The following is a 24,345-nucleotide window of genomic DNA, read 5'->3' on the forward strand; positions in this document are numbered from 1 at the left end:
GCTCAGCGGTAGCCGATCAGCCGCCCGAGGGTGATGACGCCCAGCCACAGCCCGATCGAGAGCGCGCCGGCCCAGCGCCAGGCGGGCCGGGGCGCGGCGCCCGGCGTCACGCCCAGCAGCGCCCAGTGCGGCGAGCGGCGCAGCAGCAGCGCGTTGCACAGCGCCGCGCCGAGCAGCGCCAGCTTGATGCCGAACAGCGGCTCGTCGAGGTAGTCGGGCGGGCGTGTCGCGAACATCAGCGCGCCGGTCGACAGGGCCAGCACCAGCCCGCACACGGCCACCGGGATCAGGACGCGGGCGAGGGGTTCGAGCGGCACCGGCTTCCAGCAGCCGATCAGCCGCAGGTCGAGCGGCACGATGGCGCCGAACAGCAGGGCGATGCCGACGACATGCCCGGTGTTGACCAGCGGGTAGAGCCACAGCGACGCGCGCAGCGCCTGCGACAGCGTGCTGGCTTCGAGCGCGGCCGCCAGGGCCTCGAGCGGCATCAGCCGGCGCCGGCCGCGCGGTGCGTCAGGGCGGCCATTCAGTCGCGATCGGGGTAGAGGTCGAACTTCTGGCCGTCGATGAACACGCGTTCGGCCTTGAACACCTTCTTCTTCGGGTCGGCGTGGCGGTGGCCGGCGACGCTGAGCGTCACGCCCTTGACGAGCATCTCGTCCTTGAGCCCGATGCGCTCGTGGCGCCAGGGCTGGCCGACCTCGACGATCCACCGCACGCCGTCGACGTTCAGCGTCAGCTCGCCATGCGGGTTGCCCAGCTTGGCGGCGACGATCTCGCCGCGCAGTTCGGAGTTGCCGTCTTCGGCCCACGACCAGCCGTGATGCGCCACAGCCGGCAGCGCCAGCGCGGCGGCGAGCGCGGCGCCGCTCAGGGATCGAAGCCAGAGACGGCGCGGCAGATCGGCCGGTGTGTGTGACATGGGCAGCTCTCCTGGATGCCCAAAAATCCTACACCTGCGCGGCTATCCCCTGTCGTCTGTCGCGGTCACTGCGGCTTGAAACCGCTGGCCGCGATGATGCGCTGCCATACCTTCGCATACGCCTGCTCACGCGCGCCGAGCTGGGTGCCGCTCGTCAGTCCGACGCTCAGGCCCATCGCGGTCAGGCGGTCGTGCACCTCGCGCTGGGCGATGACGCGGCCGAGCGCGGCCGAGAAGGCGTCGAGGTTCGCCTTGGGCGTGCCGGCGGGCGCGAACACGCCGTAATACGGCACGTCCTCGAAGCCCGCCAGGCCGAGCTCGGCAAAGGTCGGCACGTCCGGCAGCGCCGGCTGGCGTGCGCCGCCCAGCACCGCCACCACGCGGATCTTGCCGGCCTTGTGGTTCTCGATGAAATCGGGGATCGAGCCGACGCCGGCGGCGATCTGGTTTCCGAGCATGTCGGTGATCATCGGCGCGCTGCCGCGGTAGGGCGCCGAGATCAGGTCGAGCTGGTACTTCTCGCCGATCACCTTGACGAGGAACTCCGGCACCGACGCCGGCGCCGGCACGCCCACCGCGCCCTTGCCGCCGCCCTGGGTCTTCACCCACGCCACGTACTCGGCCAGGCTGCGCGCAGGCGTGCCGCCCGAGACCGCCAGCGCATTGACGAAGGTGGCAAAACCCGCCACCGGCACGAAATCGCGCGCCGGCTCGAAGCCCGGCGTCTTCACCACCAGCGGCAGGATCGTGATGGTGTGGTCGTGCGACAGGAAGAACGTGCTGCCGTCGGCCGGCGACGCCTTCAAGGTCTGCGCGGCCAGCTGTCCACCGGCACCGGGCTTGTTCTCGACCAGCACCTGCGTGCCGAGCTCGTCCTTCAGCCGCTCGGCCAGCAGCCGCGCGATCGCGTCGGTGCCGCCGCCGGGCGGGAAACCCACCAGCAGCCGGATCGGTTTGGCCGTATCGGCCCGGGCCGGCGTGAACGGCGCTGCCGCAGCGGCCAGGCCGAGGGCGAGCGCCTGCCGGCGGGTGGGGTTGCGCGGGGTGCGTGGCGAGGCGGGCTGGGTCATGGTGCAGATCTCCGGGGCGGTCAGGTCAGGCTCAGGCGTTGAACGGCTGCGCGGCGGCGATCAGGTCGATCTCGACCGCGGCGTTCTTGGGCAGCGCGAACACGCCCACCGAGGTGCGCGTGTGCAGGCCGGCCGGGCCCAGCACGGTGGCGAACACCTCCGAGGCGCCGTCGCCTACTTCGCTGATCTGGGTGAACTCGGCGCTGCACTGCACGAACACGTTGACGCGCAGGATCTTGCGCACCCGCGACAGCGTGCCCAGCTCGCGCTGCAGCAGGGTCAGCGCGCGCAGGGCGCAGATCTGCGCCGCGCGCTGCGCATCGGCCAGCGCCACCTCGGCGCCTACCCGGCCGGTATAGGCCATGCGATCGCCCACCCGCGGCGTCTGGCCGCTGACGAACACCTGATCGCCATCGGCGACGACCGCGGTGTAGTTGCCGCCGACCTTGATCCCGGGGTCGATCAGGTAGCCGATGCGTTCGGCGAATTGGGCGAAGAGGGTGTCCGGATCGTGTTTCATGCGATCAGCCCTCGCGCCGCAGCGCCGGGAACAGCACCACGTCGCGGATGCTCACGCTGTCGGTCAGCAGCATCATCAGCCGGTCGATGCCGATGCCGCAGCCGCCCGTCGGGGGCATGCCGTATTCGAGCGCGCGGATGAAGTCGGCGTCGTAGAACATCGCCTCTTCATCGCCGGCGTCCTTGTTGGCGACCTGGCTCTGGAAGCGCGCGGCCTGGTCCTCGGCGTCGTTCAGCTCGCTGAAGCCGTTGCCGAATTCGCGGCCGGTGATGAACAGCTCGAAGCGCTCGGTGATCGACGGGTTGGCGTCGGATGCGCGCGCCAGCGGCGACACCTCGACCGGGTAGTCGATGATGAATGTCGGCTGCCAGAGCTTCTCTTCGACCACCGCCTCGAACAGGCCGAACTGCAGCGCCGCCAGCTTCCAGTGCTTGGGCGGCTCTTCACCGAGCGAGGTCAGCTTGGCGTGGATCACCGCGGCATCGTCGGCTTCGGCTTCGGTGAGACCGGCATGCACCACCAGCGAATCACGCACCGACAGCCGCGCGAACGGCTCGTCCAGATGCACCGGCTTGCCGGCGTAGCTGACCCGCGCCGAGCCGGTGGCCTGCGTGGCGGCGTGGCGCAGCAGCTGCTCGGTGAAGTCCATCAGGTCGTGGTGATTCCAGTACGCCGCGTAGAACTCCATCATCGTGAATTCGGGGTTGTGCCGAACCGAGATGCCTTCGTTGCGGAAGTTGCGGTTGATCTCGAACACGCGCTCGAAACCGCCCACCACCAAGCGCTTGAGGTACAGCTCGGGCGCGATGCGCAGGAACATCTCCTGGTCGAGCGCGTTGTGGTGCGTGACAAACGGCTTTGCGTTCGCGCCACCCGGGATCGGGTGCAGCATCGGCGTCTCGACCTCCAGGAACTGGTGCTCCAGCATGAAGCCGCGGATGCTCGCCACCGCCTTGCTGCGGGCGCGGAAACGCTCGCGCGCGCTGTCGTCGGTCATCAGGTCGACGTAGCGCTGGCGGTACTTCTGCTCCTGGTCGGTCATGCCGTGGTGCTTGTCGGGCATCGGCCGCAGGCTCTTGGTGAGCAGGCGCAGGCCGGTCACCTTGATCGACAGCTCGCCGCTCTTGGTGCGAAACAGCGTGCCGGTGGCACCCAGGATGTCGCCCAGGTCCCAGTGCTTGAAGGCGGCCAGCAGTTCGGCACCGACGTTGTCCTGCGTGATGTAGAGCTGGATGCGCGGGTTGCCGTCGGCCGAGCCGTCCTGCAGCGTGGCGAAACAGGCCTTGCCCATCACGCGCTTGAGCATCATGCGGCCGGCCACGCAGGCGGTGATCGGCGCGGCTTCGAGCGCCTCGTTGTCCTTGCCTTCATGCAGGCGGTGCAGGTCGGTGGCGTGGTCGGTGGGCTTGAAGTCGTTCGGGAAGACCGCGGTGCCGGCCTCGCGGTGCTGCTGGCGCATCACGGCGAGTTTTTCGCGGCGTTCGGCCATGAGCTGGTTTTCGTCGGCCGCGACGGGGGCTGCGGCGTGATGGGGAGTCGGGTGGCTCATGGGCGGTGGGCTCGGTGGAATGGCGGGAACGAAGCGGTTGAATCTGCTGCGATTTTAGGCGGCGGGGCGGCGCCTAAAATTCGTGGCTTCGCCCATCGAGCGCCCAGCGCCTGCGTCCATGCCAGCCGATCTGCCCATCACCGACCGAAAAATCAAGTTCGCGCTGGTGGGCTGCGGTCGCATCGCCAAGAATCACTTCGCCTCGCTGGCCCAGCACGGCGAGCGCGCCGAACTGGTCGCGGTGTGCGACAACCAGCCCGCCGCACTCGCTGCCGCCGTCGCCGCCACCGGCGCGCAAGGGTTCGCGTCGCTCGATGCGCTGCTCGCCGGATCGGACGCCGACATCGTCGTGCTGACCACGCCCAGCGGCCTGCACTCGCGCCAGGCCATCCGCGTCGCCGCCGCCGGCCGTCACGTGCTGAGCGAGAAGCCGATGGCGACCAAGTGGGACGAGGGCATGGCGATGGTGCAGGCCTGCCGCGACGCGGGCGTCAAGCTGTTCGTCGTCAAGCAGAACCGCCTGAACGCGACCATGCAGCTGCTGAAGAAGGCGATCGACGCCAAGCGCTTCGGCCGCATCCACATGGTCACGGTCAACGTCTTCTGGACCCGCCCGCAAAGCTATTACGACGAGGCGCCGTGGCGCGGCCGCTGGGACATGGACGGTGGTGCCTTCATGAACCAGGCCAGCCACTACGTCGACATGGTCGACTGGCTGGTCGGCCCGGTCGACAACGTGCACGCCTACACCGCCACCCAGGCGCGCGACATCGAGGCCGAAGACAGCGGCATCATGAGCCTGCGCCTGCGTGCCGGCGGCCTGGCGAGCATCGCGGTGACGATGCTGACCTACCCGAAGAACCTCGAAGGTTCGATCACCGTGCTGGGCGAACGCGGCACCGTGCGCATCGGCGGCGTGGCGATCAACGACATCCAGCACTGGGAATTCGACGAGCCGCGCCCCGAAGACGCCGAGGTCAAGGCGGCGAGCTACGCCACCACCTCGGTCTACGGCTTCGGCCACCCGCTCTATTACGACAATGTCATCAACACCCTGCGCGGCGAGGCGCATGCCGAGGTCGACGGCTACTCCGGCCTGCGCTCGCTGGAGGTGCTGATCGCCGGCTACCGCAGCGCGCGTGACGGCGTGCGGGTCGGCCTGCCGCTGGTGTTCTGAAACTCCCGAGGATCCTGCAATGAACCACTGGCAACACGAATCAGCCATCGTCGACCCCGGCGCACAGCTGGGCGAGGGCACCAAGGTCTGGCACTTCAGCCACGTCTGCCCGGGCGCGCGCATCGGCGACAACTGCTCGCTGGGCCAGAACGTCTTCATCGCCAACGACGTGTCGATCGGCCACGGCGTGAAGATCCAGAACAACGTCTCGGTCTACGACGCGGTGACGCTCGAAGACGACGTGTTCGTCGGCCCGAGCGTGGTCTTCACCAACGTCTACAACCCGCGTGCGGCGGTGTCGCGCAAGAGCGAGTACCTGCAAACGCGGGTCAAGCGCGGCGCCACGCTGGGCGCCAACTGCACCATCGTCTGCGGCACCACGATCGGCGAATACGCCTTCGTCGGCGCCGGCGCAGTGATCACGCGCGACGTGCCCGCCTACGCCCTGATGGCCGGCGTGCCCGCGCGGCGCATCGGCTGGATGAGCCGCAACGGCGAGCGGCTCGGGTTGCCGGTGCATGGCGAGGACGAGGCGGTGTGCCCGGTGACGGGGGAGCGGTATCGGTTGCGGGGGGATGTGGTGACGCGGGTCTCCACATCATGACTGAGGCAGAACCCGTGCCTACGATTGCCAAAGCCGAGCCACGCCGCGTCGACGGATTGCCGCGGCTTCAGGTCGAGCAGATGGGACCGATCCAGCATGCGGACGTGACTTTCGGTGATCTGACCGTCATCGTCGGTCCGCAGGCCACCGGGAAAAGCCTATTTTTGCAGACGCTCAAGCTGCTGATCGACCGGGACCAGATTCATGAGACCTTTCGCCACCACAGCATGAATTTCAGTGGGCGTGCCGATGCCTTTTTGGATGGCTATTACGGCCGTGGCATGGCGGGTGCGTGGAATGTCGAACAGTCGCGTTTGGTCTGGAACGGCAAACGCGTCCAACTTCCCGAGTACGCATCGCCGACCAAATCACCTAAGAGCAAGGTGATGCATGAACGTTTGTTCTACATCCCGGCTCAACGTGTCATGAGCCTCCCAGGAGGGGTCTCTCAGAACTTCGGCCAGTTCAACTATGGCGATCCGTACGCGCTGCGGGTTTTCAGCGATGCCGTCCATGATCTGATTCAGAACGAGTTTGGCGCGAAAGGCGAGTTGTTCCCCGCCGCCAATCGTCTTAATGCCACCTTGCGTGAGCCGATCAATGCACATCTGTTCGGCGGCAACAAGCTGGTTATCGACGATTCGGATTTCACCAAGCGTTTGGCGCTGGCGGTTCCCGGACAGTCGAAGCCGCTGGGATTCTTGTCGTGGTCCGCGGGACAACGAGAATTCGCACCGATGCTGATGGGGCTGTACTGGCTGTGTGCGGTAAGGCACCCACAGCGCATGTCCGGGAGGACCCAGGCCGAAATCATCGAATGGGTCGTGATCGAGGAACCCGAGATGGGCCTGCATCCGCAAGGCATCTCAGCCGTGTTGCTGATGGTGCTGGAGTTGCTGCGGAGAGGCTACCGGGTCGTGATCTCGACGCATTCGCCCGTGGTGCTGGAATTGGTCTGGGCGCTGCAGGAGTTCAAGAAACTTGGCGCGGATGAATCCGATGTCCGCAGACTGTTCGATCTGAAAGCCTCCGCCCCTGCCAAGGATTTGGGCAGGGTCGCGTTGGGCAAGGACTACCGGGTCTACCACTTCGACCGACAGCACGCAGTCCGCGACATCTCGAACCTGAGCCCTGGCGCCGAGGCGATCGCAGAATCCGAGTGGGGCGGCATCACTGGTTTCTCGTCACGTGTCAACGAAGTCATCGCAGCGGCGGTGAACCGTGCCGACGCTCGCACAAGGTTGCCACACTGATGGCAACGAGCCGCAAGCGCACAAGCACGTTGGCCCAGACTTCAGCCTTTGATGCGGCGGCCCGTGCGGCTGGAATAACGCCATGCACTGGCCTGGGCGCGGTCAAGGCCGAATACCGTTCCGGTGTGTCGCTGAAGCCGGAGCACCGGCACACCGCGAGCATCGACATTGACTCCCATTTCCACGCTACTGAGCCGACAGCGTCCCGCTGGGACTATGGCTTAGGCCTGCGCACCGAATCCGGTGACGAACTGATGGTCTGGCTCGAGCCGCATCCGGCGTCCAGCACAGGCGAAGTGCAGAAGATGCTCGATAAGCTGGTCTGGCTCAAGAACAAACTCGCTCAGCCGACCTTCGACGGTCTGCGTGTCTTGGAGCTGACCAGCCTTCGCAGACAGATCGTCCTCTACCGCTGGTTGGCCCTCACTGGGTCCATACGTATCTTGCCGAACAGCAAAGAGGCGCGCCGGCTTACACGGGCCGGTCTGTCGCAACCGCAGCGACACGTCCAGCTTCCTTGACTCCCAGAATTCACCATGCAATTCACCGACCTCAAAGCCCAATACACCGCCCTCAAGCCGCAGATCGATGCCGGCATCCAGGCGGTGCTTGACCACGGTCAATACATCATGGGCCCCGAGGTCAAGGCACTCGAAACCCGTCTCGCCGCGCGCACCGGGGTCAAACATTGCGTGACGGTGGCCAGCGGCACCGAAGCCTTGCTGATCGCGCTGATGGCGCTGGGTATCAAGGCGGGCGACGAGGTGATCACCAGCCCGTTCACCTTTGCCGCCACCGGCGAGGTGATCGCGTTGCTGGGCGCCAGGCCGGTGTTCGTCGACATCGAGCCCGATACCTGCAACCTCGACGCGACGCTGATCGAAGCGGCGATCACGCCGCGTACGCGGGCCATCATGCCGGTCAGCCTGTACGGCCAGGTGGCGGACATGGATGCGATCAACACCGTCGCCGCCCGCCACGGCCTGCCGGTGATCGAGGATGCGGCGCAGAGCTACGGCGCCACGTATCAAGGCAAGGCCAGCGGCGGGCTCAGCACGATCGGCTGCACCAGCTTCTTCCCGAGCAAGCCGCTGGGCTGCTACGGCGACGGCGGTGCGCTGTTCACCGACGACGACGCGCTGGCGCAGGCCGCGCGCGAGATCCGCGTGCATGGCCAGAGCGCGCGCTACACGCACACCCGCATCGGCGTCGGCGGACGCATGGACACGCTGCAGTGCGCGGTGGTGCTGGCCAAGCTCGAACGTTTCGACTGGGAGCTGGCGCGCCGGCGCGAGATCGGGGCGCGTTATCACCGGCTGCTGGCGCCGCTGACGGCATTGCCAAATGAGCGTGGATTGGGGTTGATCACGGTGCGGCCGGATCGCGACAGCGTCTGGGGCCAGTACACCGTGTTCGTGCCGCAGCGCGACAAGGTGCAGGCCGCGCTGCAGGCCGCGGGCGTGCCGACCGCCGTGCATTACCCGAAGCCGTTGCACCATCAAGCCGCTTACGCCGAGTTCTGCTGCCCCGATTGCTGCCCCAACAGCATCGCCGCCGCCGCGCGGGTGATGAGCCTGCCGATGAGCGCCGACCTGAGCGAGGAGGACCAGGACGCCGTGGTCGCCGCGCTGGCCGCTGCGCTCGACGCCCTCGCGCGTGACGGCGCCGCGCCCGCCGCACCTTGAGCGACCCCGCCCCGCCCGCGCCCACCCGCGGCCTGCTGCGCGCCACGCTCACGCTGCTGGCCGGCGGCGCGTTTGCGCAGGCCCTGCCGCTGCTGCTCGGGCCGTGGCTGACGCGGCTCTACACGCCCGAGGCCTACGGGCGTTATCAGCTGTTCGCGACGGTGGCGATCAACCTGTCGGTGGTGGCGTGTGCGCGGTACGAGTTCGCGTTGCCGTTGGCGCGCGCCGATGCCGAGGTGCAGGCTCTGCGCCGGCTGTGTTTGCGCATCCTGATGGTCGTCAGCGGGCTGGCGCTGCTGGGTGGCGTCGGCTGGGCCTGGACGCAGGGCGCCGCCTGGCCGCTGTGGCTCGGGCCGGCGGTGGCGGTGGGCGGGGCGCTGTCGCTGGCGACGATGCTGGCGGCGCGGCGGCAGGCGTTTCAGGTGCTGGCGTTCGGGCGGGTGCTGCAGTACGGCGGCGCGGCGATCGGCCAGGTCGGCGCGGGCCTGATGCAGTGGGGCGTGAGCGGGTTGGTGATGGCACCGGTGCTGGCGCAGTTGGCGACGACGTGGTTGCTGGGGCGCGGTGCCGTGAAGGCCCCGGCTGCTGATGACGCGGCGGCTCTGCGCCTGCGCGACGTGGCCCGGCGCTGGCGCGAGTTCCCGCTGCTCAATACGCCGCACGCCTTTGCTGGCGCGCTGCAGGACACGCTCGCGGTCGGCCTGATCGCCGCCACGCTGGGCCCGGCCGCCGCGGGTTTCTGGGGCCTGGCGCTGCGTTACCTGAAGGCGCCGGCCACGCTGGTGGGTGCCGCGGTGTCGCAGGCGCTGTATCCCAAGCTGGCCGAAGCCGGCCCGGGCGTGACGCTGGCCGGCCGGGCCGCCGTGCGGCGCGTGATGGCGGTGCTGATGCTGGCTGCCGCGCCGCTGGTGCTGGGCCTGTGGGCGCTCGGGCCGTGGCTGTTCGGCTGGTTGTTCGGCGCGGACTGGGCCGAGTCCGGCCAACTGGCACGGGCGTTGGCGCTGTACATCGGCGCGCACTTCGTGGCCTCGCCGCTGGCGGTCGTCACGATGGCCTGGGGCGCGCAGGCCTGGGCCTTGCGGCTGGCGATCTGGGGGCAGCTCGGCTTCGTGCTGGCGCTGGTCGGCGGACTGCAGGTCGGTGGCCTGGCGGGCGCGGGCTGGGCGGTGTCGCTGGTGATGGCGGGGTATTTCGGCTGGTACTTCTGGCGCCTGGCCAACTGGCCGCTGGCCGCCGGGCAGGCATCATCGGCGGCTGGACAAGGAGGAACGTCTTGAATTCGGGTCAACAAGAACAGGGTCGAGCGGGCAGGGGATGGTCATGATTCGGGCACATCTGAATCGCTGGCGCCGCCGGCTGCTGCATGCGCTGCAGTTCCGCACCGTCTTCGGCGAGCGCTCGCAGGGCCGCTGGCTGCCCAACACGCGCATCTCGCCGTCGACCTGCATCGAGTTCGAGGATCGGCTGACGCTGGGCGACCACGTCTACATCGGCCACTTCAACCTGATCGAGGCCAGCGGCGGGGTGGTGATCGAGGAGGGCGTGCAGATCACCAACCACGTCAGCATCGTCACCCACAGCTCGCACCGCAGCCAGCGCCTGCTCGGCCAGGCGTTCGTCACCTGGCCCAAGGGCGTACCACCGCCGATGGCGCCCGAGGCGCCGCCCGAGCTCGACTGGATCTCCGGCAAGCCGATCGAACGCCAACGCGCCGCGCCGAAGCAGCCTCCGGGCTGGGTGGCCGGGCCGGTGCACATCGGCGCCTACAGCTTCATCGGCCCGCACAGCCTGATCGAGGCCAACAGCCGGCTCGGCCGCGGCTGCATCGTCTGCGCGGGCAGCCAGGTGCGCGGCGAGTTCACCGAGTTCTCGATCCTCGAAGGCGCACCGGCGCGCGTGATCGGCGATGCCCGCCGTGCCGACCAGCGGCTGCTGAGGCAGCACCCTGAACTGCACGATCTGTACGCCGCCTGGGCCGGCGAGCCGGGCCGCGCGCGTTGAGCGGGGCCGGCTTGATCGCGCCGGTTGCGGCCCGCCCGGGTGGCTGGCGCCATGTGCTGATCGGCGATGCGCAGAGCCCGCATCTGCTGAAGTGGGCGCGCGCGCTGGCGCCGCGGGTGGAGCTGTACGTGGCGTCGAGCCGCGGTTTCGATGCCGGTTTCGATGGCCTGGTGAGCGCCGAGCGCCGGCTGGCCCTGGACGCCGACGTGCGGCATGGCGGCGGCAATGTCGCGACCTTGCGGCGCCTGCCCGAGCTGGCGCGCTGGCTGCGGCGCATCGACGCCGACTGGCTGCATCCGCATTACCTGACCTCGCACGGCACGCTGGCCGTGGCGGCCCGGTTCGGCTGGCGGCTGCGTGGCCGGATCGTCGGCTCGGCCTGGGGCAGCGACATCCTCGTCACGCCGCAGCAGGGCGCCGCGTGGCGCTGGCTGACGCGCCGGGTGCTGCGCGGTTGCGCGCTCAGCACCAGCGATTCGATGCACATGGCCGAGCAGATGCGCCGGCTCGGCGCGGGCGAGGTGATGGTGTTCCCGTTCGGCCTGGAGGCGCTGCCGCCGCCACCGCCGGCCAAGCAGCCGTGGCTGTTCTTCGCCAATCGCGGGCTGGAGCCGATCTATGCGCCCGAGCGGGTGCTCGACGTGTTCGCGGCCATCGCGCAGCAGCAGCCCGCGGCGCGGCTGGTGGTGGCCAACGACGGCTCGCTGCGCGCGGCCTTGCAGGCGCGCGCAGCCGCGATCGGACTGGGCGATCGGGTGCGGTTCGTCGGCCGGCTCGATGCCGTCGCGCAGGCTCGTGAGTACGCCCGCGCGGCCGGGTACCTGAGCCTGCCGGTCAGCGACTCGGTGTCGGTGTCGGTGCTCGAGGCGATGGCGCACGGCTGCGTGCCGCTGCTCAGCGACCTGCCGGCCAACCGCGAGCTGGTCGAGTCGGGCCGCAACGGGCTGATCCTGACCGGCATGCCGCAGCCGGCCGAGCTGGCCGCGCTGATGGCACGTGCCGACCCGATCGCCCGTGACAACCGCGCCTGGGTGCAGCAACATGGCCTTTTCGAACCGGCCGTGCAGCGGCTGCTGGCGCGGTTGGCGCAGTTGATGCCTGAGCGATGAACATCCTTTATCTGAATCACTACGCGGGCGCGCCGTCGCTCGGCATGGAGTACCGGCCCTACTACCTGGCGCGTGAATGGGCGCGCATGGGGCACCGGGTGCACATGGTGGCCGCGGGCTTCTCGCATGTGCGTTCACGCCAGCCGCTGCACGACGGGGCGCCGCTGCGCGCGCCGCTGCAGCAGGCCATCGACGGCATCACCTACCACTGGTTTCCGGCGCCGGCGTATCGCGGCAACGGCGTCGGCCGGGTGCGCAACATCGGTGCCTTCCTGGGCCGGGTCTGGCGCGCCACCGATGCGCTGATCACGCAGATCCGCCCGCAGGTGGTGATCGCATCGAGCACCTATCCGCTCGACATCTGGGTGGCGCGCCGCATCGCCCGCAAGGCCGGCGCCAAGCTGGTGTTCGAGGTGCACGACCTGTGGCCGCTGTCGCCGATCGAACTGGCCGGCATGTCGCCGAATCACCCGTTCATCCGCCTGTGCCAATGGGCCGAGGACACCGCCTACCGCGATGCCGATGTCGTGGTGTCGATGCTGCCCAAGGTGCACGACCACATGGCCAGCCACGGCCTCGACCTGGCCAAGCTGCACATCGTGCCCAACGGCATCGACCCCGACGAATGGGCCGGCACCACCGCGTCATTGCGCCAGGACGTCGCCACCGCCATCGTGCGCGCGCGCGCCGCCGGCCACAGCGTGGTCTGCTACGCCGGCTCGATGGGCTTGCCCAACGCGCTCGACACCCTGCTCGACGCCGCCGCGCTGCTGCGCGACGCGCCGATCACACTGCTGCTGGTGGGCGACGGCCACGAGCGCGAGCGCCTGACCGCGCGCGTGCAGGCCGAGCACCTGAACCGCGTGCAGGTCTTCGCGCCGGTGCCGAAGGCGCAGATCCCGGCGCTGCTCGACGCCATCGACATCGCCTACATCGGCTGGCAGCGGGTGCCGATCTACCGCTTCGGCATCGCGCCCAACAAGCTGATGGACTACATGATGGCCGGCTGCGCGGTGCTGCATTCGGTCGAGGCCGGCAACGATCCGGTGGCCGACGCCGGCTGCGGCCTGACGGTGCCGCCCGAGTCGCCGCAGGCGGTGGCCGAAGGGCTGCGTGCGCTGGCCGCGCTCAGCCGCGAAGACCGCCATCGCATGGGCGAGCGCGGCCGCGGCTACGTGCAGGCGCATCACACCTATCCGGTGCTGGCGCGGCGGTTCCTGGCGGCGTGCGGCGCGCAGGAGGGCTGAACATGTCGCAGCGCACACCGTCGCCCCGTCCCGCGCCCGGCTCCGCGGCGCGCCCGTTGACGGCCGGGGGCGATCTCCGCGAGATCGATGCGGTGGCGCAGCGCTACGAGCGCCGCGAGGCGGTGGCGCAGGCGCTGGCCGCCAGCGAAACCCTCGACCGCTACAGCCTGCTGCGGCCCGACGTCTGGCAGACCGTGCAGGAGCGCCAGCGCGTGATGCTGCAGATGCTGGCCGCGCGCGGCTGGTTCGACCTGGCGTCACGCCGGCTGGTCGAGGTGGGGTGCGGCGCGGGCGGCAATCTGCTCGAGTTCCTGCGCATGGGCTTCGTGCCGCAGCACCTCACCGGGCTGGAACTGCTGCGCCCGCGGTATGCGCAGGCGCGCCAGGTCCTGCCGCAGCAGTTGCGTCTGCACCTGGGCGATGCGCAGCGGGCGCCGATCGCCGAGGAGAGCATCGACCTGGTGTTCCAGGCCACGGTGTTCTCGTCGCTGCTCGACGACGCCTACCAGCAGCAGCTGGCCGACACGATGTGGCGCTGGGTCAAGCCGGGCGGGGCGGTGCTCTGGTACGACTTCACCGTCGACAACCCGCGCAACCCCGACGTGCGCGGCGTGCCGCTGGCGCGGGTGCGGGCGCTGTTTCCGGGCGCGCGGGTCGAGGCCCGGCGCGTCACGCTGGCGCCGCCGATCGCGCGTGGCATCTGCCGACTGCACCCGTCGCTCTACAGGCTGTTCAACAGCCTGCCGCTGCTGCGCACGCACATGCTGGTGTGGCTGGGCAAGCCGGCCAACTGAACTAGCATGCTGCGCCGGCACACGCGCCGGCACGCCGTTTTCTCCCACGTCAGCCTGTCTCAACCGCCGTCATGTCGCAGCCTTTTCTCCCCTTTGCACTGCCCGAGATCGGCGACGAAGAAATCGCCGAGGTGGTCGACACGCTGAAATCGGGCTGGGTCACGACCGGCCCGAAGGCGCGCCGCTTCGAGCAGGATTTCGCCGCCTTCCTGACCGAAGGGGCCGAGCCGGGCGCGGCGCCGATCGAGTGCATCGCCGTCAACTCGGCCACCGCCGGCCTGCACCTGGCGCTCGAGGCGCTGGGCATCGGCGCTGGCGACGAGGTCATCACGACCACGCACACCTTCACCGCCAGCGCCGAGGTGGCGCGCTACCTGGGCGCCGACGTCAAGCTGGTCGACATCGACCCGGCGACGCTCAACATTCACCCGGCGGCGATCGAGGCCGCCATCACGCCGCGTACCAAGGCGATCGTGCCGGTGCACTACGCCGGGCTGGCGGCCGACATGCCGGCGATCCTCGACATCGCGCGCCGCCACGGCCTGAAGGTGGTCGAGGACGCCGCGCACGCCTTGCCCAGCACGCTGGGCGGGCGGCTGATCGGCACGCTGGGCAGCGACGTCACGGTCTTCAGCTTCTACGCCAACAAGACCATCACCACCGGCGAGGGCGGCATGATCGCCACCCGCGACCCGGCGATCGCCGCGCGCTGCAAGGTGATGCGCCTGCACGGCATCAACCGCGACGCCTTCGACCGCTTCACCGCCAAGGTGCCGAGCTGGTACTACGAGATCGTGGCGCCGGGCTTCAAGTACAACCTGACCGACATCGCCGCGGCGCTGGGCATCCACCAGCTGCGCCGCGCGCACGCCTTCCAGGAAAAGCGCGACGAGCTGGCCTCGCTCTACAACGAGCTGCTGGCCGAGCTGCCGCTGATCCTGCCGCCGATGCCGGCGCTGGGCGAGCTGCACTCGTGGCACCTGTACGTGGTGCGCCTGACCGACCACGCCCGCATCGGCCGCGACGCGCTGATCGAGCAGCTCTACGCCGCCGGCATCGGCTGCAGCGTGCACTACATCCCGCTGCACCTGCACCCGTACTGGCGCGAGCGTTACGCGCTGCGCGCCGAGGACTTCCCGCACAGCCAGCACGCCTACGAGCGCATGCTGAGCCTGCCGCTCTACACCCGCATGACGGCCGACGACGTGCACCGCGTGGTGCAGGCGTTGCGCACCGCGCTGCTGGGCTGAGCGATGTTCGAGGGGATCGAGGTGATGCACGGCGCGAACCGGCGCGCGGGCTGAACGTGGTCAAACGCCTGTTCGATCTGGCCGTGGCCAGCCTCGCGCTGCTGCTGCTCGCACCGCTGCTGGCGGGCGTGGCGATCGCGGTCAAGCTCGATACACCCGGGCCGGTGTTCTACCGCCAGGTGCGGGTGGGGCGCGGCGGGCGCGAGTTCCGCATCCACAAGTTCCGCACCATGACGCACGACCCGGCCGACCGCGGCCCGCAGCTGACGGTGGGCGCCGATGCGCGCATCACCCGCGTGGGCGCCTTCCTGCGGCACAGCAAGTGGGACGAGCTGGCGCAGCTGATCGACGTCTGGCGCGGCGACATGAGCATCGTCGGCCCGCGCCCGGAGGTGCCGCGTTACGTGGCGCTGTATCCGGCGGACTTGCGTGAGCAGGTGCTGTCGGTGCGTCCGGGCATCACCGACGACTGCTCGCTCGATTTCCGCGACGAGGGCACGCTGCTGGCGCAATCGGCCGACCCCGAGCGCACGTATGTGGATCAGATCCTGCCGATCAAGCTGCGGCTGCAGGCGCGGTACGTGGCGCAGGCGGGGGTGCGGACTGACTTGCGCATCCTGGCGCGCACCTTCGCCGTGCTGGCCGGCCGGGTGACGCGGTGACTTGCGTGATGCCCCGCCCCGCTATGCTTGCCGCCCCATGATCTGGCAATCGCTCGACAGCATCCTCACCCGCATCCGCCCGCGCCGCGAAGTGCTCGCGCTGGCGATCGACGCGCTGGTGGTGGCGGCCTGCTGGCACATCACCTACCTGTTCCGGCTCGGCTTCGAGCGCTGGCACAGCGCCCGGCCGGATTACGACGTCTGGGTCATGCTGGCGCTGGTGGCGCTGTATCTGGGCGTGTTCGTCGCCTTGCGCGTGCCCAAGGGCATGTGGCGCTTCTCGGGTTTCGGCGAGGTGCAGCGGCTCACGTTGGCGTGTGCGATCGCCGGGCTGGTCGGCGCGGTGGCCGTGCTGATGGCGCAGCTGTCGCAGGTGCCGCGCGCGGTGCTGGCGCTGCACCCGGTCGTCAGCCTGATGGGGCTGGCGATGGTGCGCATCGGCTACCGCATGTTGTACGAACACATGCGTGGGCGCATCTCCGGCAGCGCCACCGAAACCCGCCGCGCGCTGGTGATGGGCGCGGGCGACGCGGCGCGGCTCTTGATCGCCGGCATCCAGCACCACGGCTGGGTGGTGGTCGGCCTGCTCGACGACGATCGGCGGCGCCTGGGCACACGCGTCAGCAACGTGCCGGTGCTCGGGCCGCTGGACAGTGCGCCGCGCTGGGCCGAGCTGCACGGCATCAGCCACATCATCGTCGCGCTGCCGTCGGCCACGCCGGCCGAACGCCGCCGCGCGCTCGACCTGGCCGCCGCCACCCATCTGCCGGTGGTGACGGTGCCCAGCGCCGCCGAGCTGCGCGAGGGAACCACGGTGACGCGGGTGCGCGAGATCGAGGCCGAAGACCTGCTCGGCCGCGAGCCGGTGCAGCTCGACGAAGGCGGCATCAGCGAGGCGCTGGGTGGCAAGGTGGTGCTGATCACCGGCGCGGGCGGTTCGATCGGCTCGGAGCTGTGCCGCCAGGTGGCGCGTTACGGCCCGCTCAAGCTGGTGCTCTACGAGCTGAGCGAGTTCGCGCTCTACCGCATCGAGCAGGAGCTGAGCGAGCACTTCCCGCATATCCCGCTGGTGCGGCTGGTGGGCGACGTGCGCGACCCGGAGCACCTGCGCGCCACCTTCACACGCGTGCGCCCGCAGGTGGTGTTCCACGCCGCGGCCTACAAGCACGTGCCGCTGATGGAGGAGGACAACGCCTTCGCCGCCTTGCGCAACAACACGCTCGGCACCTGGCGCGCAGCCAGCGCGGCGGCCGAGGCGGGCGCCGAACGTTTCGTGCTGATCTCGACCGACAAGGCCGTCAACCCGACCAACGTGATGGGCGCGAGCAAACGCGCGGCCGAGATGGTGATCGCCAAGCTCGCGGCCGAGGTGCTGGCGCGCGGCGGGCGCACGCGTTTCATGGCGGTGCGTTTTGGCAATGTGCTGGGTTCGTCGGGCAGCGTGATCCCGAAGTTCAAGGAGCAGATCGCCCGCGGCGGGCCGGTGACGGTGACACACCCCGACATCACGCGCTTCTTCATGACCATCCCCGAGGCTGCGCGACTGGTGGTGCAGGCCGCGGCGATCGGCGAGGGCGGTCAGGTGTTCGTGCTCGACATGGGCGAGCCGGTGCGCATCGTCGACCTGGCGCGCGACCTGATCCGCATGAGCGGCCATTCGGCCGACGAGATCCCGATCACCTTCAGCGGCCTGCGCCCGGGCGAAAAGCTCTACGAAGAACTGCTGGCCGACGCCGACGCGACGCTTGCGACGCGCTTCGAGCGCCTGCGCATCGCCCGCCTCGACGACCGCGGCCACGACGTGCAGGCATTGCTCGACTGGGCCGCCGAGCGCAGCAGCGCGCCCGACGACGAAGTGCGCGAACGGCTGGCGCGGCTGGTGTCGGAATACCGCCGCGCCGGGCATTGAAAACGGGGAATTCGCTTCCGGCCCGACAATCCGGCCGGTTCCAATCCTCGGGTTTCTTGACGTGATGCATCGCCGCTCCCTGTTGTCCCTCGCCGCTGTCGCCTTGTTGTTGACCGCCTGTGCCTCGGCGCCGCCGGTGGCCGTCAAGCCGCCGCCGTTGCCGCGCATCGGCCTGGCGCTGGGCGGTGGTGCCGCCAAAGGCTTCGCCCATGTCGGCGTGATCAAGGTGCTGGAAGCCGCCGGGCTGACGCCCACCGTGGTGGCCGGCACCAGCGCCGGCAGCGTGGTCGGGGCGCTCTACGCCTCGGGCTTGAGCGGTTTTGCGCTGCAGGAGCAGTCGTTTGCGCTCGACGAGGAGCGCATCAAGGACCTGACGCTGTTCGGCGTCGGCGGCGTGATCAAGGGCGACAAGCTGCAGGCCTATGTCAACGAGCTGATCAAGAACAAGCCGCTGGAGCAGATGAGCAAGCCGTTCGCGGCGGTGGCCACCGACCTCGACAGCGGCGAGCGGGTGATCTTCACGCGTGGGAACACCGGCCAGGCGGTCCGCGCCTCGTGCAGTGTGCCGGGGGTGTTCCAGCCGGCGCTGATCGGCGGCAAGCGTTATGTCGACGGTGGCCTGGTCAGCCCGGTGCCGGTGGACGCGGCGCGCCAGCTCGGCGCCGACATCGTCATCGCGGTCGACATCTCGTCGAAGGCGCGCGACGGCAAGGCGGCCGGCATGCTCAGCAACCTGAACCAGACCATCACGATCATGGGCCAGAAGCTCGGCGAGCAGGAGATGACACGCGCCGAGGTGGTGATCCGCCCGCGTGTGGGCCAGATCGGCGCGACCGATCTCGACCAGAAACACGTGGCGGTGCTCGAAGGCGAAAAGGCCGCCCAGGCCGCGCTGCCGCAGATCCGCGCAGCGATCGAGCGCTGGCAGCAGGCCCAGCTGGCGCGGGACGCGGCCACGGCCGTCAGGCGCTGAGGTCGCGCTCGCGGCGTGCGGGGTTGGCGCCGAGCGACCCGCCCGGCGCCGCGTTCATCGCGCCAGCAGCGGCTTGAGGAAGCGCCCGGTGTGGCTCTCGGCGCACTCGGCGATCTCTTCGGGCGTGCCGGCGATCAGCAGCCGCCCGCCGCCCGAGCCGCCTTCAGGGCCCATGTCGAGCAGCCAGTCGGCGGTCTTGATGACGTCGAGGTTGTGCTCGATCACGACGATGGTGTTGCCGGCGTCGCGCAGCTGGTGCAGCACTTTCAGCAGCAGGCCGATGTCGTGGAAGTGCAGGCCGGTGGTCGGCTCGTCCAATATGTAGAGCGTGCGGCCGGTGTCGCGCTTGGACAGCTCCAGCGCCAGCTTGACGCGCTGCGCCTCGCCGCCCGACAGCGTGGTCGCCGCCTGGCCGAGCTTGATGTAGCCCAGTCCGACGTCGAGCAGCGTCTGCAGCTTGCGCGCGATGCTGGGCACGGCGTTGAAGTAGGCGTGTGCGTCCTCGACCGTCAGCTCCAGCACCTGGGTGATGTTCTTGCCCTTGTAGAGCACCTCCAGCGTTTCGCGGTTGTAGCGCTTGCCGTGGCAGACGTCGCAGGCGACGTAGACGTCGGGCAGGAAGTGCATCTCGACCTTCAGCACACCGTCGCCCTGGCAGGACTCGCAGCGCCCGCCGGCGACATTGAAGCTGAAGCGCCCCGGCCCGTAGCCACGTTCGCGCGCCATCGGCACCTCGGCGAACATCTCGCGGATCGGCGTGAACAGGCCGGTGTAGGTGGCCGGATTGCTGCGCGGCGTGCGGCCGATCGGGCTCTGGTCGACGTTGATGACCTTGTCGAAGGCGTCCAGGCCTTCGATCTCGTCGTGCGGCGCCGGCTCGAGGTGGCTCTGGTAGAGCTTGCGTGCCACCGCGGCGTAGAGCGTGTCGTTGACCAGCGTGCTCTTGCCCGAGCCCGACACGCCGGTCACGCAGGTGAACAGGCCGACCGGGATCTCGGCCGTCACGCCGCGCAGGTTGTTGCCGTGGGCGTTGACGATGCGCAGCACGCGCGGATCTTTCTGGTCCGACAGCTTGTTGCGGCGCTGGGGGATGGCGATCTTGAGTACCTGGCCGAGGTAGCGACCGGTCAGCGAGTTGGGGTCGGCCGCCACGTGTTCGGGCGTGCCTTGCGACATCACCTGCCCGCCGTGTACGCCGGCACCCGGGCCCATGTCGATGACGTGGTCGGCGGCGCGGATCATGTCCTCGTCGTGTTCGACCACCAGCACGCTGTTGCCGAGATCACGCAGGTGCTTGAGGGTGCCGATCAGGCGATCGTTGTCGCGCTGGTGCAGGCCGATGCTGGGTTCGTCGAGCACGTACATCACGCCCGACAGGCCCGAACCGATCTGGCTGGCCAGGCGGATGCGCTGGGCTTCGCCGCCCGACAGGGTGTCTGCGCTGCGGTCGAGGCTCAGGTAATTGAGGCCGACGTCGTTGAGGAAACGCAGCCGCGCGCGGATCTCGCGCACCACCTTGTCGGCGATCTCGGCCTTGGCGCCCTTGAGGTGCAGGGTCTCGAAGTAGGCCAGGCAGTCGGCCAGCGTGGCGTGTTCGACCTGGTAGATCGCCAGCGGCTTGCGGCCGAGCGCGTCGTCCTGGTCGTCGACCAGCAGGACGTGGCGGGCCTCGCGTCGCAGCCGGGCGCCGTCGCAGTCGGGGCAGTGCTTGACGCTCTGGTAGCGCGTCAGGTCTTCGCGCACGGCGGGGGAATCGGTCTCGCGGAAGCGCCGTTCCAGGCTCGGCAGGATGCCTTCGAAGGGATGCTTGCGCTTGACGCTGCGTTTCTTGCCGCCTGCGCCTTCGGCTTCATACGTGAAGGCGATCTCCTCCTCGCCCGAGCCACGCAGCAGCACCTGCCGGTGTTCGGGGGCGAGTTCTTCGAAGGCGGTGTCGAGGTCGAAGTCGTAGTGCGCGGCCACGCTCTCGAGCAGCGAGAACGTGTACGAGTTGCGGCGGTCCCAGCCCTTGACGGCGCCGCTGGCCAGGCTGAGCGACGGGAAGGCGACCACGCGCTCGGGGTCGAACACGGTGACCATGCCGAGGCCGTCGCAGCTGGGGCAGGCGCCGACCGGCGAGTTGAACGAGAACAAGCGCGGTTCCAGTTCGGACAGCGAGTAGCTGCACACCGGGCAGGCGAACTTGCTGGAGTAGAGGTGTTCCCTGCCCGTGTCCATCTCGAGCGCGATGGCGCGGCCTTCGGCGATGCGCAGCGCGGCTTCGAAGCTCTCGGCCAGGCGCTGGGTGACGTCGGCGCGGCTCTTGAGGCGGTCGATGACGACGTCGATGTCGTGTTTCTCGGCTTTCTTGAGCTTGGGCAGGTCGGCGGCCTCGACCACCTGGCCGTCGACCCGGAAGCGCACGTAGCCTTGCGCCTGCATGCTCTCGAACAGTTCGACGAACTCGCCCTTGCGATCACGCACCACGGGTGCCAGCACCATCAGTCGGGTTTCGGCAGGCATGGCCAGCACGGCGTCGACCATCTGGCTGACGCTCTGAGCTTCGAGCGGCTGGCCGTGGTCGGGGCAATGCGGCGTGCCGGCGCGGGCGTAGAGCAGACGCAGGTAGTCGTGGATCTCGGTGATCGTGCCGACGGTCGAGCGCGGGTTGTGGCTGGTGGCCTTCTGCTCGATCGAGATCGCCGGGCTCAGGCCCTCGATCACGTCGACATCGGGTTTGTCCATCAGTTGCAGGAACTGCCGCGCGTAGGCCGACAGGCTTTCCACGTAGCGGCGTTGGCCCTCCGCATAGAGGGTGTCGAACGCCAGGCTGGACTTGCCCGAGCCGGACAGTCCGGTGATCACGACCAGCGCATGCTTGGGCAGGTCGAGGTCGATGTTCTTGAGGTTGTGGGTGCGGGCACCACGCACGCTGATCTTCGGGTGCGGATGCACGGTGGAAACACCGGTAGACATGAGGATGCAATCTGTCGAGGCCAAGCGGACGATCATAACGACGGGGTTGACGTCATCGGACGTGCACATTGGCTCGAGACTGCCGTGGGTGCCCCGTCGCGCTGGATGCCAATCAGGCGTTCAGCATTGCGGCGCGGCATCGAGTGGTCGCCCGTCGGCTGACGAGGAGTGCTCTATCAACACTCTCTATTTATATAGGCAGGAGGGGGCGGATCCGCTGCCGACGGGGTGGTGCGGATCGCTGTGCTCATGGGCTCTCAAAGAATTTCTCCCCAGCCACTTGCGCGCCGATGAAGTTCCGGTGCATAATTGCGGTCTTCGCTGCTCACCACCTAGTTGGCTTGCAGCAAGACCGGCGGCGATGCCAAAATGATTCAGGTTCTGACCTGCGTCGTGTTGGCGATCAAACAGTCGGTTGGTGATGTTAAAAACTTCTTCGAAAGTTGTTGACGAAACCAAAAAGACGGTTGATAATCTCGCCTCTGCGCTGTTTGCAACAAGTTGCTGACAGCAAGCGCAAGAAGTGGTCTGCAAAGACGGCGGCTTGCGATGTTCTTTAAAAATATACAGCCGATAAGCGTGGGCGTTTGAAGGCGAGTGCCAAGGGTTCTGTAGGCAACTGCGGGCTCGAGGTCTTATGGACTTTAAACGCTCATGGATAGAGAAGTGAAGTTCACTTCGATTCCTTAGAGCAAATCAAGATCGAACTGAAGAGTTTGATCCTGGCTCAGATTGAACGCTGGCGGCATGCCTTACACATGCAAGTCGAACGGTAGAGGAGCAATCCTCGAGAGTGGCGAACGGGTGAGTAATGTATCGGAACGTGCCCAGTAGTGGGGGATAGCCCGGCGAAAGCCGGATTAATACCGCATGAGACCTGAGGGTGAAAGCGGGGGACTCGCAAGAGCCTCGCGCTACTGGAGCGGCCGATATCAGATTAGGTAGTTGGTGGGGTAAAAGCCTACCAAGCCTGCGATCTGTAGCTGGTCTGAGAGGACGACCAGCCACACTGGGACTGAGACACGGCCCAGACTCCTACGGGAGGCAGCAGTGGGGAATTTTGGACAATGGGCGAAAGCCTGATCCAGCCATGCCGCGTGCGGGAAGAAGGCCTTCGGGTTGTAAACCGCTTTTGTCAGGGAAGAAATCCTTTGAGTTAATACCTCGGAGGGATGACGGTACCTGAAGAATAAGCACCGGCTAACTACGTGCCAGCAGCCGCGGTAATACGTAGGGTGCAAGCGTTAATCGGAATTACTGGGCGTAAAGCGTGCGCAGGCGGTTGTGTAAGACAGATGTGAAATCCCCGGGCTCAACCTGGGAACTGCATTTGTGACTGCACAGCTAGAGTACGGTAGAGGGGGATGGAATTCCGCGTGTAGCAGTGAAATGCGTAGATATGCGGAGGAACACCGATGGCGAAGGCAATCCCCTGGACCTGTACTGACGCTCATGCACGAAAGCGTGGGGAGCAAACAGGATTAGATACCCTGGTAGTCCACGCCCTAAACGATGTCAACTGGTTGTTGGGAGGGTTTCTTCTCAGTAACGAAGCTAACGCGTGAAGTTGACCGCCTGGGGAGTACGGCCGCAAGGTTGAAACTCAAAGGAATTGACGGGGACCCGCACAAGCGGTGGATGATGTGGTTTAATTCGATGCAACGCGAAAAACCTTACCTACCCTTGACATGTCAAGAATCTTGCAGAGATGTGGGAGTGCTCGAAAGAGAACTTGAACACAGGTGCTGCATGGCCGTCGTCAGCTCGTGTCGTGAGATGTTGGGTTAAGTCCCGCAACGAGCGCAACCCTTGTCATTAGTTGCTACGAAAGGGCACTCTAATGAGACTGCCGGTGACAAACCGGAGGAAGGTGGGGATGACGTCAGGTCCTCATGGCCCTTATGGGTAGGGCTACACACGTCATACAATGGCCGGTACAGAGGGCTGCCAACCCGCGAGGGGGAGCCAATCCCAGAAAACCGGTCGTAGTCCGGATCGCAGTCTGCAACTCGACTGCGTGAAGTCGGAATCGCTAGTAATCGCGGATCAGCTTGCCGCGGTGAATACGTTCCCGGGTCTTGTACACACCGCCCGTCACACCATGGGAGCGGGTTCTGCCAGAAGTAGTTAGCCTAACCGCAAGGAGGGCGATTACCACGGCAGGGTTCGTGACTGGGGTGAAGTCGTAACAAGGTAGCCGTATCGGAAGGTGCGGCTGGATCACCTCCTTTCTGGAAACAAGCATTCAAATTCTTGCGCCCACACTTATCGGCTGTACAAACGACAGTGACAGAACAGAATTGGGGTCTGTAGCTCAGTCGGTTAGAGCACCGTCTTGATAAGGCGGGGGTCGTTGGTTCGAATCCAACCAGACCCACCACCAATCAGACACGGGGGATTAGCTCAGCTGGGAGAGCACCTGCTTTGCAAGCAGGGGGTCGTCGGTTCGATCCCGTCATCCTCCACCATCCATTCTGTTCTTGCTGTTCGATGCAAACCAAAGTCTCGCGATTGTCGGTCGTGATTTTGGTTTGCCATCGAAAGTTGGCTGTTGTTCTTTAAAAATTCGTAGAGTCGAATCAGATTCACTGGCGGAAAGCGTTCAGCGTGTAAAGTGCTGGGCGCACCGTGCCGTCAGTGATAATTGATTGCGTCACCAGACATC

At 67.6% G+C, this 24,345-nt stretch carries 20 protein-coding genes, 2 tRNA genes and 1 rRNA gene; 17 read left to right on the forward strand and 6 right to left on the reverse strand.

Going from position 1 to position 24,345, the window contains the following annotated elements; translation table 11 throughout:
- Window positions 1-2: 2 nt before the first annotated feature.
- The 5 genes from LCHO_RS01410 to lysS all read right to left on the reverse strand — a co-directional run bounded on the left by LCHO_RS01410 (window position 3) and on the right by lysS (window position 4,061).
- Window positions 3-488 carry a hypothetical protein gene (locus LCHO_RS01410; protein ID WP_012345321.1) on the reverse strand — a complete coding sequence of 162 codons (486 nt, stop codon included), beginning with the start codon at window positions 486-488 and terminating at the stop codon, window positions 3-5.
- A gap of 38 nt (window positions 489-526) precedes the next feature.
- Window positions 527-922, reverse strand: a complete 396-nt coding sequence (locus LCHO_RS01415) for a DUF6152 family protein (protein ID WP_012345322.1) — start codon at window positions 920-922, stop codon at window positions 527-529.
- 65 nt (window positions 923-987) lie between these two features.
- On the reverse strand, window positions 988-1,992 hold the full coding sequence (locus LCHO_RS01420; RefSeq protein WP_012345323.1) for a Bug family tripartite tricarboxylate transporter substrate binding protein: 1,005 nt from the start codon (window positions 1,990-1,992) through the stop codon (window positions 988-990).
- Between the two features lie 31 nt (window positions 1,993-2,023).
- Window positions 2,024-2,512, reverse strand: coding sequence for a RidA family protein (locus LCHO_RS01425; RefSeq protein ID WP_012345324.1), 489 nt, complete (start codon window positions 2,510-2,512; stop codon window positions 2,024-2,026).
- Between the two features lie 4 nt (window positions 2,513-2,516).
- A complete protein-coding gene (gene lysS, locus LCHO_RS01430; RefSeq protein ID WP_012345325.1) occupies window positions 2,517-4,061 on the reverse strand; it encodes a lysine--tRNA ligase in 1,545 nt (514 codons plus the stop codon).
- Window positions 4,062-4,179: 118 nt separating this feature from the next.
- Here lysS and LCHO_RS01435 point away from each other — a divergent pair, with 118 nt between their 5' ends.
- The 14 genes from LCHO_RS01435 (at window position 4,180) to LCHO_RS01500 (ending at window position 18,725) form a co-directional block, all read left to right on the forward strand.
- Window positions 4,180-5,238, forward strand: a complete 1,059-nt coding sequence (locus tag LCHO_RS01435; protein WP_012345326.1) for a Gfo/Idh/MocA family protein — start codon at window positions 4,180-4,182, stop codon at window positions 5,236-5,238.
- A gap of 19 nt (window positions 5,239-5,257) precedes the next feature.
- Window positions 5,258-5,842 (forward strand): acyltransferase, encoded by a 585-nt coding sequence (locus tag LCHO_RS01440; RefSeq protein WP_012345327.1) that lies wholly within the window; start codon window positions 5,258-5,260, stop codon window positions 5,840-5,842.
- Window positions 5,839-7,095: an AAA family ATPase gene (locus LCHO_RS01445; protein ID WP_223210485.1), complete on the forward strand. Its 1,257-nt coding sequence runs from the start codon at window positions 5,839-5,841 to the stop codon at window positions 7,093-7,095. Before LCHO_RS01440 ends, LCHO_RS01445 begins: the two co-directional genes overlap by 4 nt.
- A complete protein-coding gene (locus LCHO_RS01450; RefSeq protein ID WP_012345329.1) occupies window positions 7,095-7,616 on the forward strand; it encodes a hypothetical protein in 522 nt (173 codons plus the stop codon). The genes LCHO_RS01445 and LCHO_RS01450 overlap by 1 nt, the downstream gene beginning before the upstream one ends.
- A gap of 15 nt (window positions 7,617-7,631) precedes the next feature.
- The gene (locus tag LCHO_RS01455; RefSeq protein ID WP_012345330.1) at window positions 7,632-8,780 is read left to right on the forward strand and encodes a DegT/DnrJ/EryC1/StrS family aminotransferase; all 1,149 of its coding nucleotides are present in this window, start codon (window positions 7,632-7,634) and stop codon (window positions 8,778-8,780) included.
- Window positions 8,777-10,057 (forward strand): lipopolysaccharide biosynthesis protein, encoded by a 1,281-nt coding sequence (locus LCHO_RS01460; RefSeq protein WP_012345331.1) that lies wholly within the window; start codon window positions 8,777-8,779, stop codon window positions 10,055-10,057. The genes LCHO_RS01455 and LCHO_RS01460 overlap by 4 nt, the downstream gene beginning before the upstream one ends.
- 46 nt (window positions 10,058-10,103) lie before the next feature.
- Window positions 10,104-10,781 carry an acyltransferase gene (locus LCHO_RS01465; protein WP_043704720.1) on the forward strand — a complete coding sequence of 226 codons (678 nt, stop codon included), beginning with the start codon at window positions 10,104-10,106 and terminating at the stop codon, window positions 10,779-10,781.
- Between the two features lie 11 nt (window positions 10,782-10,792).
- Window positions 10,793-11,890 (forward strand): glycosyltransferase, encoded by a 1,098-nt coding sequence (locus tag LCHO_RS01470; RefSeq protein WP_012345333.1) that lies wholly within the window; start codon window positions 10,793-10,795, stop codon window positions 11,888-11,890.
- On the forward strand, window positions 11,887-13,137 hold the full coding sequence (locus LCHO_RS01475; protein ID WP_012345334.1) for a glycosyltransferase family 4 protein: 1,251 nt from the start codon (window positions 11,887-11,889) through the stop codon (window positions 13,135-13,137). Before LCHO_RS01470 ends, LCHO_RS01475 begins: the two co-directional genes overlap by 4 nt.
- Window positions 13,138-13,139: 2 nt before the next feature.
- A complete protein-coding gene (locus LCHO_RS01480) occupies window positions 13,140-13,931 on the forward strand; it encodes a class I SAM-dependent methyltransferase (protein WP_012345335.1) in 792 nt (263 codons plus the stop codon).
- 71 nt (window positions 13,932-14,002) lie between these two features.
- Window positions 14,003-15,181 carry a DegT/DnrJ/EryC1/StrS family aminotransferase gene (locus tag LCHO_RS01485; RefSeq protein WP_012345336.1) on the forward strand — a complete coding sequence of 393 codons (1,179 nt, stop codon included), beginning with the start codon at window positions 14,003-14,005 and terminating at the stop codon, window positions 15,179-15,181.
- A gap of 56 nt (window positions 15,182-15,237) precedes the next feature.
- Window positions 15,238-15,843: a sugar transferase gene (locus LCHO_RS01490; RefSeq protein WP_012345337.1), complete on the forward strand. Its 606-nt coding sequence runs from the start codon at window positions 15,238-15,240 to the stop codon at window positions 15,841-15,843.
- A gap of 37 nt (window positions 15,844-15,880) precedes the next feature.
- Entirely contained in the window at window positions 15,881-17,752 is a 1,872-nt protein-coding gene (locus LCHO_RS01495) for a polysaccharide biosynthesis protein (RefSeq protein ID WP_012345338.1), read from the forward strand.
- A 64-nt stretch (window positions 17,753-17,816) separates the two neighbouring features.
- The gene (locus LCHO_RS01500) at window positions 17,817-18,725 is read left to right on the forward strand and encodes a patatin-like phospholipase family protein (RefSeq protein WP_012345339.1); all 909 of its coding nucleotides are present in this window, start codon (window positions 17,817-17,819) and stop codon (window positions 18,723-18,725) included.
- 54 nt (window positions 18,726-18,779) lie between these two features.
- Here LCHO_RS01500 and uvrA read toward each other — a convergent pair whose 3' ends face one another.
- Window positions 18,780-21,680, reverse strand: coding sequence for an excinuclease ABC subunit UvrA (uvrA, locus tag LCHO_RS01505; RefSeq protein WP_050757444.1), 2,901 nt, complete (start codon window positions 21,678-21,680; stop codon window positions 18,780-18,782).
- A 704-nt stretch (window positions 21,681-22,384) separates the two neighbouring features.
- On the opposite strand from uvrA, the gene LCHO_RS01510 reads away from it, so the two are divergent.
- The 3 genes from LCHO_RS01510 (at window position 22,385) to LCHO_RS01520 (ending at window position 24,148) form a co-directional block, all read left to right on the forward strand.
- A 16S ribosomal RNA gene (locus LCHO_RS01510) occupies window positions 22,385-23,911 on the forward strand.
- A 72-nt stretch (window positions 23,912-23,983) separates the two neighbouring features.
- Window positions 23,984-24,060 (forward strand) — tRNA-Ile (locus LCHO_RS01515).
- A gap of 12 nt (window positions 24,061-24,072) precedes the next feature.
- Window positions 24,073-24,148 (forward strand) — tRNA-Ala (locus LCHO_RS01520).
- Window positions 24,149-24,345: the final 197 nt, after the last annotated feature.

Origin of the sequence: Leptothrix cholodnii SP-6, from assembly GCF_000019785.1 — a bacterium.
GTDB lineage: Bacteria > Pseudomonadota > Gammaproteobacteria > Burkholderiales > Burkholderiaceae_C > Sphaerotilus > Sphaerotilus cholodnii.

Bases quoted from the DNA above. Each gene is read 5' to 3' on its own strand.
- LCHO_RS01420 (WP_012345323.1), bottom strand. From the start codon at position 1,992: ATGACCCAGCCCGCCTCGCCACGCACCCCGCGCAACCCCACCCGCCGG.
- LCHO_RS01450 (WP_012345329.1), top strand. From the start codon at position 7,095: ATGGCAACGAGCCGCAAGCGCACAAGCACGTTGGCCCAGACTTCAGCC.
- lysS (WP_012345325.1), bottom strand. From the start codon at position 4,061: ATGAGCCACCCGACTCCCCATCACGCCGCAGCCCCCGTCGCGGCCGAC.
- LCHO_RS01445 (WP_223210485.1), top strand. From the start codon at position 5,839: ATGACTGAGGCAGAACCCGTGCCTACGATTGCCAAAGCCGAGCCACGC.
- LCHO_RS01455 (WP_012345330.1), top strand. From the start codon at position 7,632: ATGCAATTCACCGACCTCAAAGCCCAATACACCGCCCTCAAGCCGCAG.
- LCHO_RS01425 (WP_012345324.1), bottom strand. From the start codon at position 2,512: ATGAAACACGATCCGGACACCCTCTTCGCCCAATTCGCCGAACGCATC.
- LCHO_RS01415 (WP_012345322.1), bottom strand. From the start codon at position 922: ATGTCACACACACCGGCCGATCTGCCGCGCCGTCTCTGGCTTCGATCC.
- LCHO_RS01410 (WP_012345321.1), bottom strand. From the start codon at position 488: ATGCCGCTCGAGGCCCTGGCGGCCGCGCTCGAAGCCAGCACGCTGTCG.
- LCHO_RS01435 (WP_012345326.1), top strand. From the start codon at position 4,180: ATGCCAGCCGATCTGCCCATCACCGACCGAAAAATCAAGTTCGCGCTG.
- LCHO_RS01475 (WP_012345334.1), top strand. From the start codon at position 11,887: ATGAACATCCTTTATCTGAATCACTACGCGGGCGCGCCGTCGCTCGGC.
- LCHO_RS01500 (WP_012345339.1), top strand. From the start codon at position 17,817: ATGCATCGCCGCTCCCTGTTGTCCCTCGCCGCTGTCGCCTTGTTGTTG.
- LCHO_RS01495 (WP_012345338.1), top strand. From the start codon at position 15,881: ATGATCTGGCAATCGCTCGACAGCATCCTCACCCGCATCCGCCCGCGC.
- LCHO_RS01480 (WP_012345335.1), top strand. From the start codon at position 13,140: ATGTCGCAGCGCACACCGTCGCCCCGTCCCGCGCCCGGCTCCGCGGCG.
- LCHO_RS01440 (WP_012345327.1), top strand. From the start codon at position 5,258: ATGAACCACTGGCAACACGAATCAGCCATCGTCGACCCCGGCGCACAG.
- LCHO_RS01485 (WP_012345336.1), top strand. From the start codon at position 14,003: ATGTCGCAGCCTTTTCTCCCCTTTGCACTGCCCGAGATCGGCGACGAA.
- uvrA (WP_050757444.1), bottom strand. From the start codon at position 21,680: ATGTCTACCGGTGTTTCCACCGTGCATCCGCACCCGAAGATCAGCGTG.